Genomic DNA, 12,381 nt, shown 5'->3' with positions numbered 1-12,381 from the left:
ACTATAAATATTAAAATCTATAGGATGGGGATGCGGGTATCGATCGCCAGTCTAAGCGAATAAGTGCGATCGACCTCTCCCCATGCCCGTAGCAGTTCAGAAAATTCTAGTGTGAGGCTTGTTGTGACCAATAAATTCAGATTGCCAGACGACTTAACAAATACCCTAGCTAAGGATCAGTGGTGGCTGTTCAACAGCGGGCAGACAAACATCGGGGGGAAGACAATTACGTCAAATCCCGGCATTGACTTAAATGTATTGCCTTTGTGGCCTTTCTACACGGGTAAGGGCATCAAAGTAGGTGTCATTGATGATGGTACCGACGGCAACCATGAAGATTTTAAATTGAACTTCATTAAGCGGGATGTGGTAGATACGGACCAGTTGCCAGAGAAGCCAGGTGAAGATGGTGCTCACGGTACTTCAGCAGCGGGAATTATTGCAGCTAACAAAAACAACCTCGGTACAGTGGGAATTGCTTACGAAGCAACGATCGCCAGTTTTAAATTTACCAACGATAGTTCGGGTAACAATAGGGCTCTTGGCAGTTTGCAAGCACAAAATCAATTTGACGTTTCCAGCAATAGCTGGGGCGGCAGCGGTCACTTTGAACCTTCAAGTGGTAATTACGGAAACTCTCGAAATTATATCGCAGACGCTGCCACAGAAGGCCGCAACAAATTGGGTACGGTATTTGTCTGGGCCGGAGGAAACGAACGCACAGAAGTTAACCCAGACCCAAATCTAGCAGCAGCACAGCGGGGGAGAAATGTCAACTCAGCCAATGACGAGAACAGCCGCTATGTAATTGCCGTAGCTGCGATCAATAATCAGGGAGTTGTTGCCTCATACAGCAATCCCGGCGCGCCCCTTCTCGTTTCGGCTTTCGGTGACGATGCAGCAACGATTGCCACGGTCGATCGTACCGGCGGTGACGGCTACAACCCAGAGAACACCCCGAATTTTAAAGACACCAACTACACCAACAGCTTTAACGGCACATCCTCAGCAACGCCAATGGTTTCGGGCGTTGTCGCTTTAATCTTGCAAGCCAATCCCAAACTCGGCTACCGCGACGTTCAGGAAATCCTGGCTTACTCAGCCCGCAAAAACGACCCCAACAATCAAGAAGTTGAGAGCGATAATTATGTATCTGGGAAAATTCCCAAAGATACTTGGGCATTCAATGGTGCGAAAAACTGGAACGGCGGCGGACTGCACGTCAATCACGACTACGGCTTCGGGTTAGTCGATGCCACAGCAGCAGTACGTTTGGCAGAAACTTGGCAATTGCGATCGGGAACTGCCAAAAATGAAGCAGCAACTGCGGCAAATGAGAAAGTTCAAATTGCCCAGTTGACCCTGCCAGAATCGGGGGTAGATATCCCTGACAATAACCCCGCAGGGATCAATCAAACCTTCAAAATTAATCAAGGCATCAACATTGACAAGCTCGAACTAAACTTGAATATTGATCACGGTCAATTTCAAGACTTAGTAGTTAAGCTGACATCTCCCGACAAAACCGAGAGTATCATGCTCGATCGCGCCCCTTACTACACCGAGGTAGGTGAAAAGAAAACGGATAACGGTTTCAAAGGCACAACCATTGACTTTACCTTCAGCAGTTCCCGCAACTGGGGAGAAACTGGCCTTGGCGATTGGACGCTGAACATTTCAGATAATAGCGCCACCAACGACCCAAAAAATACCGGCAACAATATCGGCAAACTCAAAGGCGCAACTTTACGGTTGTACGGCGATGACATCATTACCGACAACACCTACATCTACACCAACGAGTTCGCAAGTTTCACCGATACTGCCCGCAAAACTCTCACCGACACTAACGATGGCAATGACATCATCAACGTTGCGGCCATCACTGACGACGTTATTATCAACCTAGCGCCCGGTTCAACCAGTGACCTACCAGGCCGCACAGTTACAAGCGAAAAACTCGCTCCTCAAAAGCTCACCATCGCCACTGGCAGCATCATCGAAAATGCCTTCGCCGGCGAAGGAAATGACTCAATAGTCGGCAACGAAGCAGCCAACACCCTCTCCGGTGGCCGTGGCAACGACACCCTCGTTGCCGTTGGTGCCGGCGACACCCTGATCGGTGGTGGCGGTAGCGATTCCCTAGTGGGAGGTATCGGAGACACTACTTACATCCTCGATGCCTCGACAGCCGCAGGCAGCAGAATTAAAAATGTTGGTGGTGTCGCCAATAATTTAATCCTCAACAACGCCACCCTGACAAAAACCCTCGCAGCAGGCCAGAACGGGATTGCCAAACAAGGCAACAATTTGCAGATCGACCTCAATAAAGACGGCCAGTTCAAATCGCGCGAAGATTTGACCGTTGAAGACTTTTTCTTGCCTACTAGCGGCAAATTCCAAAACGTCGGCAACCTGCTTGGCGCTGACATTCTGAGCGTTCCCCCAGCCTCGTCAGGGAACAATGTAATTACTGTACCAACTCCAACAACTCCGACTCCGACAACTCCGACTCCAACAACTCCGACTCCGACTCCGGGGATAATATTGGGAACTCCCAACCCAGACGAAATCGAAGGTAGTCCGCAAAACGACACCATTGATGCCCTGGCAAGTGACGATGAAGTTTTCGGTGAAGATGGCAACGACTCCCTCCTCGGCAATACCGGAGATGATTACTTAGATGGTGGTGCCGGAAATGACAGCCTCTTTGGTGGTGAGGGAAATGACTTTCTCGAAGATGGATTAGGCAATAATTTGCTTTCCGGTGGCGACGGCGATGACGAAGTTAACGGCGGAAACGGTGCCGACACCATCACCGGAGATGCCGGCGATGACTTTTTGTTTGGCGACGAAGGTAATGACTCTATTTCTGGGGATATTGGCAACGATGTTGCAGATGGCGGTGACGGCAACGATACCTTAACTGGCGGTGAGGGCAATGACGAACTCAGTGGCGGTGCGGATAATGACAGTATCAACGGCGGCCTTGGAAACGACGAACTCTACGGAGATGACGGCAACGATACGCTAGAAGGCGGTGGCGGTGTAGACAGCCTATTTGGCGGAACTGGCAATGACTTCTACGTGTTAAATTCTACTTCTGCAGGGGGCAGCATTATTGCTGATGATAGTGGCATCGATAGTCTAACGCTCAATGGTGTGACGCTGGCGATCGGCTTGGCCGCCGGTACGGCAGGCGTCACGCGGGGCGGCGAATTCGATACCGACTTGCAAATTGACCTCAACAAAGACGGGATATTTGTACCTGCTGACGACTTGTTGATTTTTGACTTCTTTGGTGAACCAAATCTTGAAAAAGGAGATGGTTTTATCGAAACAGTCGGCAACCTTTCAGGGGACGCGATTCTCAAGAGTTTCCCGCTGAAAGCAACCCCGGGCCCTGATTTCCTTCCAGGTGGCAGTGGCGATGACAACATCGACGGATTGGCCGGTAATGATACGATCGAAGGCAATAAAGGCAATGACTCGCTGTTCGGCAATGCTGGCGATGACTTGTTGGAAGGCGACGAACTCATTACGGTTGCCGACGCAGAAGGTACGGTAATTCTCGGTACGGGGATTGGCAATGACTATCTCGACGGCGGTGATGGTAACGACACTCTAGACGCTGGCGAAGGTAACGATACTTTGTTAGGCGGTGCCGGTGACGACAGTCTATGGGCCTATGAGGGGGATGACATTCTCAATGGAGGAGATGGCAACGATACTCTCGACGGCGGTGATGGTAACGATAGTTTGTTAGGTGGTGCCGGTAATGATTCTCTGTTCGGCGGAGAAGACAATGATACTCTTGACGGCGGCGATGGTGATGATTCCCTTAACGGCGGTTTGGGCAATGATAGTATTGTCGGCGGTGCCGGTATCGATACTGTGTCTTATGCTACTCTGCCGAGTCCCGTCAATATCAATCTCGCGACTGGAATTGCGATCGCCGAAGGTACTGATACTCTCAACGGTATCGAAGTCATCATCGGTACAGCCTTCGCCGATACAATTGTCGGCAGCAGCAGCGATGAAACTTTAATCGGCAACGGCGGCCCAGACATCCTCACCGGTGGAGGTGGCAACGATACCTTTATCCTCGATCCCACAAAATCCGGCGGCAGCAAAATTCAAGCAGGTAGCGGCACTGACAGCCTGGTTCTCACCGATGTTACCGCAGCTTTATCTCTCAGTCCCGGTACGGTTGGAGTCGGCCGCAGCGGTACTAGCTTGTTAGCAGACATCAACAAAGACGGTAAAATCAACGCCGCAGATGATATCGAAATTCTCAATTTCTTCGATTCTGCAACCAGCAGTCTTCCCGGTAGTGGATTTGTGGAAAATGTGGGAGGTTTGTCGGGCAATTCTATTCTCTCTCGCTTTGCTCCACCTCGACCCATACCTCTACCCGCACCCACACCTACACCCACCACTACCCCAACACCTAGCGGCCCCCGAATTTTAACGCCCAGCATTCCGATTCCGATTCCGAATACTACCGTTGATTTGACTTTCAGCACCGGCCCGCTGAACGATTTGTATTACGGCGGTTCCCAAGCTGATGCACTGAACGGTTTAACTGGAAATGATACACTTTTCGGTTTGGATGGCAACGACAACATTGCCGGCGATGACGGTAACGATTCGCTATTGGGCAATGCTGGCAATGACTTTATCGATGGTGGAAATGGCGATGATGTTGTTTACGCAGGTAAAGGCAACGATCGCATTTTAGGCGCAAACGGCAATGATTCGCTGTACGGCAATAAAGGCTTTGATTTTGTTTTGGGAGGCGACGGTAACGATCTAATCTTTGGCGGTAAGGGTGACGATTCTCTCGGCGGCGATGCTGGAGATGACAGCATTTTCGGTCAGTTGGGCAATGATTATTTGCTCGGTGGTAGCGGTAATGATGCTGTTAGCGGCGGCGACGGCGATGATACTTTAGCGGGTATCGATCCGATCGCAACTAATCCCGGATTCGGTGAATTTGATACTTTGACTGGCGGTGCTGGTAATGACCGTTTCTTGCTGGGTGATAGCGATAAAATTTACTACTCTGGTGATGGTAATGCTGTGATTAGTGATTTTAATTCTGCGGATGATGCGATCGTCCTTTCGGGAGTTAAGGACAATTATTCGCTGTCGGTTTCGGGGAATGTGACTAGCATTTTCCTGAAAAAACCCGGTGAGTCGGACGATCTAATTGCTTCTGTCCAAGGGGTGACGGATCTAAATCTCGATCTACCTTATTTCACTTTCATCTAGGTTTGAGCGGATTGTTTACCGCTGATACACGCAGGTGATGCACGCAGAATGGCGCAGATATTGTCACAAAATATCTGCGTTGTTTTGTATCGATACGGTGTTTTAATTGCCAGTTTAGTATTTTTGTGATATGGGTGCGTCGCGGGCGATCGCTCTTAAAGTAGACTTGAGTTGCATCTGTCGGATCTCGATAGAGAAACCGCAGATATCGGACAGATGCAACACCGATTGACGCAGATGATTTCAGGGTATTTTCTGATTTTGGCAATTGCTCGTATAGTGATTTTCTGCGATAAATGCGCGGTGCGATCGCTCTCTACTATAATTGTAATTCTTTGTGCTGTAAGGGATACAAGGCTCGATCGCCCTTTAGGTAATACCATTTTTCTAAAATCGTGCAACACTCTTCGACCCCCCCTAGCCCCCCCGATGCTTTGGGGGGGGACAAGAACACTGTTGCATTCTTTTTTAAAATTGGTATAAGTTCCTAGGGGCGATCGCGCTTTCCCAGCCGTTGAAAAGAGGATTAAGTCGGTGCAAGTTGAACGATCGCACTAAATTTAGATCCTGTCAGGTTAAACAAGCATAATTTTTGCCGGTGCAGATATCTAACCTCAAAGCTCTGAACTTGGTAACGCGCACCAGCCGAGGGGCTAGATCGATTTATTGAAGTTTTTGAATTAAATTTAATGTTTTTTGGTAGCTATCTGTGTTTCCTTGTTGTTGAAACAAGTCTGCGGCTTTTTGGAAATCTTGTACCGCAGCCTGCTTGTCTCCTAAGTCATAGCGGATAACTCCCCGGTTGTAGTAGGCGCGGGCATAGTTGGGGTTAATTTGTACGGCTCGATCGTAGTCGGCAATAGCGCCCTGCTTGTCTCCTAACCTCGATCGGGTAACACCCCGATTGTAGTACGCACTGGTATTGTTGGGGTCAATTTTTAGGGATTGGTCGTAATCGGCCAGAGCGCCTTGTTTGTCTCCTAAGTCATCGCGGGCATTGCCCCGGTTTGTGTAGGCTGCCGCATAGTTGGGGTTAATTTTCAAGGCTCGATCGTAATCGGCGAGAGCAGCCTGCTTGTTTCCTAATATATAGTTAGCATTACCCCGGTCGTTGTAGACACTGGCATTGTTGGGATTGATTTGTACGGCTCGATCGAAATCGGCAATAGCACCTTGATTGTCTCCTAAGCTCGATCGGGTAATGCCCCGGTTCTGGTAAGCACTGGCATTGTTGGGGTTAATTTTCAGCGCTCGATCGAAATCGGCAATAGCACCCTGCCTGTCTCCTAACCTCGATCGGGTAATACCCCGGTTGTAGTAAGCACTGGCATTGTTGGGGTCAAGTTTCAGCGCTCGATCGTAATCGGCAATAGCACCCTGTTTATCTCCTGAATCATCGCGGGCATTACCCCGGCCGATGTACGCAGCAACATAATTAGGATCGAGCTGAATCGATCGATCGTAATCCTCTATAGCACCCCGAAAATCTCCTTTGTCATACTTATCCCCAGCCTGATTGTAAAAATCCTCGGCTGTGAGTTCTGCCGCCACAAGATCCCTCGCCACCTGCACTCCCAAATCCACCCTTGATGAAGCCAACAAACTCAAATTTGGACTGCTCGGAATTTCCCATAAAATTTTGTTGTTTCCCGCATAGCTGGGTTGACAATTTATCAAACTTGGAGTCATCGAAACAACTAACCCCGTCAACAATCCCGTCAATCTTTGGTGATTCATGGTAATCTCCAGATTTCTACAATTTTAAACAACTATTTTGGCATCAATCTGCGGTTTATTTACCCGATCGCCTCCACCAACGTTTTCAAATCCGGCACTTCTAAATCTGGCTGGGCGCTGGCTGGCAGTGTCGCCCCAAATCCTGTTTTGTCGTGCCGCCGATTTACCCAAACTGTTGAGATTCCCATCGATGCGGCCGGTACAATGTCGTGATACAGGCTTTGAGCGACGTGCAGGAGTTTTTCCGGTGCTATGCCCATTGTTTCTAGGGCGATTTCAAAGTTGCGAGTTGACGGTTTGTACGATCGTACTTGTTCCGCCGTAATTACCCAATCGAATTCAACTTTTAAATGTTTGGCAGTACCCGCAAACAAATCGTCATCAATATTGGAAATTACCGCTAGTTTATATTTTTGCTTAAGCCCTAACAAGGCTGCAACTGTATCGGGGAATGGCTGCCAATTATTGACGGAATCAGCCAAAGTTTTGACTTCTGTTTCTGTCGGTTCAAAATTTAATTTTTGACCGATTTTTTTCACTATTTCTTGCAAAATTTTCCGGTATTCGATATAATCGCTTTTATCCTTTTCTAGTTCGGATTCAAATTCCGCAAAAAGCTCTAAAGTTCCGTCATCGCTCAAATCTATCTCGCGGCTTGATAGCAATTGTTTTAAAACTGGCAATATCCCCCTTTCCCAATCTATGAGAGTGCCGTAGCAGTCAAAACTTACAACTTCAAATTGATTGAAATCTAACACTTGTCATCGCTCCTTTTCTACGGTTGATATTCAGCAATAATTTCAATTTTTCCGACAATATTGCGATTGAATTCTGCCAACTCTTCTGCCGGAATCCAATATTCTTGGTGAATCGAACTGCCGACAGTTTGCACGGGATATTTTTTTAAGAATTCAGCCAAAACTCGAAACTTTGTTACATAGCCAAAATATCCCGATGCTGCATCTTTGGTATTCCAATCTCGCGCGATTTGTACGGCGTAGGCTTTGTGCAGTACGGGATAAAAAATTGGCTGAAAGGATAAGCGCGGCGGAAATGCCAGAAAATCGCTTTCTTTAATCAGTTCCATTTCTTTTTTACCGACGGCTCGGAACAGCGTTACTGTCTCTGCATCCGACATATTGATATTTTTAAACCAAGCTTTCCAACCGTCCCAATTGTGAACTATTTTAGCCAATTCAGCGTAACCGAGGGCACGGGGATGAGAACCGTCATTTTGAGCAAGTTCTTGCAGCCAAATTTCTGATTTTTGCAGCGGGGTGCAAACATCTAGATAAGGCACTTCTAATTCGCTGCAAACTTTAGAAAACTGTTCGGATAAGTTGGCAATCCGGCTTGTGCGATCGGCATCGATAACTGGCGGCGGCCCTATCATTAATACTGGCAATAGTTTTTTGGCTGACGCGAGAATATAGCGGGCATTTTCAATTGATTTTTCAACTTCTATGCGAATTTTTTCGTTTTCAAAGTGAGTGTCGTTGACGCCAAAGGAAAATACTATTCTGCCGTCGCAGTAGTGAGGCAATCGGCAAGAAACTTCGCTGAACCAGCGAGTTTCTATATCGGTACTGGTTTCTCCCCTTATGCCTAAATTGTAGTAGGTAATATCGCGTCCTTGTCCGCCAGCGGCCGCACAAATCCGTCCTGTCCAACCGAGACATTTTGGATCGCAAGTACCGTTTACAAAAGAATCGCCGATAAAACAAATACGCATATTATGTGGGGGATTGGGAATTGGGAATTGGGAATTGGGAATTGGGAATTGGTGACTGTTGACTGTTAACTGTTGACTGTTAACTGATGATTGATGACAACTAACAACTAACAACTAACAACTAACAACTGACTACTGCCAACTGCCAACTGCCAACTGCCAACTGCCAACTGCCAACTGCCAACTGACTTTATTTTTTGCCGATAACTGACAATCCGTCTACAATTAAAGATGGTGTGTGGCAAGAACCGTTCCACTCGGAGTCTCCTCCCAATTCTACTAATTGTTTGAGGACGCTGTAGACGTTGCCTGCTACCATTGTATCTTTGATTCTGCCGACTATTTGACCTTTTTTGACTCGGTAGCCGAGATCGACGTTAATGGAAAAGTCGCCGGAGATTCCGGCGCTGCCGCCGAGCGTTTGATCGACTACAATTCCGTCGTCTAATTTAGCGATTAAGTCGATTAATGAAAGGGAACCTGGTTTAATCAAAACATTGAACAAACTCGGCGTGGGATAGCTTCCCAAACCGGGGCGAAATCCGTTGCCGGTGGTGCCGCTGCCCAAGGCTCGACCGGTGGTGCGATCGGTATAAAATAGCTGCAATACTCCGCTGTTGATAAAGACGATCGCCCGAGTGGGAGTGCCTTCGTCGTCAAAAGGACAGCTATAGGGCCCGATATCCGGCTGCTGCGAAAGGGTGACAAGGGGCGATGTCACTTGTTGGCCGAGCCTGTCGCTCCAAGGCGAAGCGCCTTCTAGTACCTGTTTGCCGTTCAACGCCGCACAGACAGTCCCCCACAGCAAATCGGCGGCTTTGGCTGTAAACAGCACCGGCACGCGCCCCGTGGCGGGAGCAACATTATCTTTCGCCCATTCCAACCGCTGCAAAACCCGCTTGGCGCTAGTGTTTAAGTCGAGGGTGCCGCGTTCGGTTTCGCCTTCCCAAATGTTGAGGAAATCTTCGCCCCGCACTAATTCTGCTGACAAGTAACCGCTGAGGGTGGTGTCGGTGTGGCTGCAATCCAAGCCTAGGGTGTTCAGCAAGCGGGTGCTTTCGATTTCGCAGTCGAGCTCGGCGGTGCAGAGGCTTTCGGGATAGGCTTCGCGGACGATCGCGATCGCCTCTTTTCCCCAGTTTACTAGCTGCCCAGCCGGCACCGACACTCCGAGATCGGGATAAACAACTTTTTCACCGGCGCCGAGTTCGATCGTTTCCGGTTCGTTTAGTTGCGAAAGCGCGATCGCCCGATCGACCAAAATCTGCGGTTCCACTGGCCCGTAGGCCACCGCCAAACCCGGCCGCCCGTCCCGCCACAGCCGCAGAGCAATGCCTTCTGCTTGGGCGGTTTCTAGCTGTTTGAGGCGGTTTGCTTCAAAAAATACCGGCCGCGAGAGCGATTGCGATTCCAATACCTCAGCAGCTTCGGCACCTGCTTTGGTTGCTAATTCTAGCAGTTGTTCTGCTGATTGGTGATTGGTCATTTTTGTAGTTGGTAGTTGGCAGTTGGCGGTTGGCAGTTGGCGGTTGGCAGTTGGCGGTTGGCAGTTGGTTATTGGTTATTGGTTATTGGTTATTGGTTATTTGTTATTGGTTATTTGTTATTGGTTATTGGTTGTTGGTTGCAAATTTCCAATTTTCGATTCTTAATTTCCACTAACAACTAACAACTAACAACTAACAACCAACAACCAACCACTAACAACTAACAACTAACCACTAACCACTAACAACTGACTAAAGACTTAGTTCGTGCAGCAGCCAAAATCCGGCGAAGGATTCCGATTGTGGATTTGACTGAATTGCTAAAAAATGTACTTTTTTTGCTTGTTTTTTCGCTGCTTCAAATCCTTTTGCTTCCCTCTCAGTTGCTGCGTCTTTGAGATTAGCTAAAATCCAGCGATCGTTAGCTCCCGTATCTAATACCAGCCTAGCTGGCGGGCCGCTCTCAAATTTGATAAAAGCCAACTCCAAACCCGACATCCAACCAGCCAAAGCTGTTGCTCTCGACGAATAGACGATCAGCCCTGGAATTTGCGTTTCAGGCGGCAGCTTTGTCATCGGTAGCCCGAAAGCTTCGCCAAATCCGATATCCCACTCGGACATTTCGTCAAAAGCTGCGATCGGCAAACTCACAAACGCCCATTTTTCGCCGATTAAAGCGTCCGGCAGCGCCACGGGCGTTTCGGGTACAAATTGAACGCTCGGGTTCACAACCGGTTGATAGCCCGGTTCGGCGGGATAAACGTCTTGCATCCGTTCTTCCACCCACAGGTTAAGGGCGAGGGTGCGGCGGCTGGAGGCTGCGGGAATATTCAACTCCTCGCAGGCTTTGGTAATCATGTTTGCCATTTGGCGGCGGAAAAAGCGAATTTTTTCGGGGCGTTTCGGTGCTGCGGCGATCGCATCTTTAATCGCGCCAGCCAGCCACAGGGAATTCACGGTTGTACTCGGGCAAAATTGCGAGTAGCGAAACAGAGATTCTGCCTTGTCGCTTACATTCAGCGGGCTTTCGCAAATCAACACTTCCCATTTCTTTTTTCCTCGCTCGTCTATAATTGGACGGCTGTAAAAGTCAAGTTCCCAAATAGTAGCCATGCCGCGCTGTTAAAAATTAATCCTTTCTCATACTACCCGACAGCGGACTCGTTTCTGATGAGCGATCGTTTAAGACTGATTTTCTCGCAGCGGGCGATCGTACTTTCCCAAAAATTGCCACTCTCGCTTGCAGCTTCCCCTATAATTTTCCGCAGCACACAATCGGACACATTAGCAACGTCTAGCACAACTATGCCGCAGCAATCTCCCCACCCGCAATATTTGTTAAACTTGTGGAACCAGGGGAAAACCAACAGTATAGCTTGATTCCATGAGGCAAATCATTCTCGAAAAGATTGTTTCAACTTTACAACCTTTAGATTTTATTTTAGCTTTGTGGCAAGGAGGTTCAGCAGCCCACGGATACACCGACGAATGGTCAGACATCGACATTGCAGTTGTCGTTGCAGATAACTGCGTCGAAGAAACCTTTGAAATTGTCGAAAAAGCCCTCGCACAAATTAGCGAAATAGAACTCAAGTATCGAGTTCCAGAACCCGCTTGGCACGGTCAATCGCAGTGCTTCTGGAGGCTGAAAGAAACCCCGCAATTCTTGCTAATTGATTTTGCCGTTTTCCGGCGCAGCAGCCCCAACGAATTTCTCGAAATCGAGAGACACGGAAAAGTCCCGATCGCCTTTGACAAAGCTAATATAATTGTACCCGCTCATTTGGATACAAACCAGCATTTTGCCCAAATGCAAGCCAGATTCAACGAAATAAAAATCCGTTTCGATTTGCTGCAACCTCTGGTAAAAAAAGAGATTTATCGCGAACATTTAGTAGATGCGATCGGCAACTATCACAATTGGACGCTTCTACCCTTAATCGAACTGTTGGGCATGATTTACCGTCCCCACAGATACGACTTTCAACTCAAATATTTTAGTCGCGATTTTCCGCCCCAAATAGTCGATCGCACCGCACCGCTTTTCTGCATTACCAATCTAGAAGATTTAGCAGCAAAACACCAAACAGCAGAGGCGATTTTTGCCGAAACCTTACCGCTTGCAGAAAAGCTGATGCAAAACCATCCAAA

At 48.3% G+C, this 12,381-nt stretch carries 8 protein-coding genes; 3 read left to right on the top strand and 5 right to left on the bottom strand.

The genetic code is table 11. The features are described 5' to 3' along the window. The first annotated feature begins 123 nt into the window (after positions 1-123). Entirely contained in the window at positions 124-5,274 is a 5,151-nt protein-coding gene (locus tag WBA89_RS24600; protein WP_424410123.1) for a S8 family serine peptidase, read from the top strand. A 663-nt stretch (positions 5,275-5,937) separates the two neighbouring features. Here the strand turns inward: WBA89_RS24600 and WBA89_RS24595 are convergent. From WBA89_RS24595 to WBA89_RS24575, 5 genes are all read right to left on the bottom strand, one after another. Next, positions 5,938-7,011, bottom strand: coding sequence for a tetratricopeptide repeat protein (locus WBA89_RS24595; protein WP_424410121.1), 1,074 nt, complete (start codon positions 7,009-7,011; stop codon positions 5,938-5,940). A gap of 59 nt (positions 7,012-7,070) precedes the next feature. After that, a complete protein-coding gene (locus tag WBA89_RS24590; RefSeq protein WP_424410119.1) occupies positions 7,071-7,769 on the bottom strand; it encodes a haloacid dehalogenase type II in 699 nt (232 codons plus the stop codon). A gap of 17 nt (positions 7,770-7,786) precedes the next feature. Next, a complete protein-coding gene (locus tag WBA89_RS24585) occupies positions 7,787-8,857 on the bottom strand; it encodes a GDSL-type esterase/lipase family protein (protein ID WP_424410117.1) in 1,071 nt (356 codons plus the stop codon). A 76-nt stretch (positions 8,858-8,933) separates the two neighbouring features. Beyond that, positions 8,934-10,229 (bottom strand): TldD/PmbA family protein, encoded by a 1,296-nt coding sequence (locus WBA89_RS24580; RefSeq protein ID WP_424410115.1) that lies wholly within the window; start codon positions 10,227-10,229, stop codon positions 8,934-8,936. Positions 10,230-10,482: 253 nt separating this feature from the next. Next, a complete protein-coding gene (locus tag WBA89_RS24575; protein ID WP_424410114.1) occupies positions 10,483-11,343 on the bottom strand; it encodes a Tab2/Atab2 family RNA-binding protein in 861 nt (286 codons plus the stop codon). 57 nt (positions 11,344-11,400) lie between these two features. Here WBA89_RS24575 and WBA89_RS24570 point away from each other — a divergent pair, with 57 nt between their 5' ends. Beyond that, positions 11,401-11,610: a hypothetical protein gene (locus WBA89_RS24570; protein WP_424410112.1), complete on the top strand. Its 210-nt coding sequence runs from the start codon at positions 11,401-11,403 to the stop codon at positions 11,608-11,610. 4 nt (positions 11,611-11,614) lie between these two features. After that, the coding region (locus WBA89_RS24565) for a nucleotidyltransferase domain-containing protein (protein WP_424410110.1) at positions 11,615-12,381 on the top strand (767 nt) is incomplete at its 3' end.

Source organism: Microcoleus sp., from assembly GCF_049646505.1.
Taxonomy (GTDB): Bacteria; Cyanobacteriota; Cyanobacteriia; order Cyanobacteriales; family Microcoleaceae; genus Microcoleus.
Note: the sequence above shows the minus strand (reverse complement) of the source record. Positions and strands in the feature narration are given on the sequence as shown.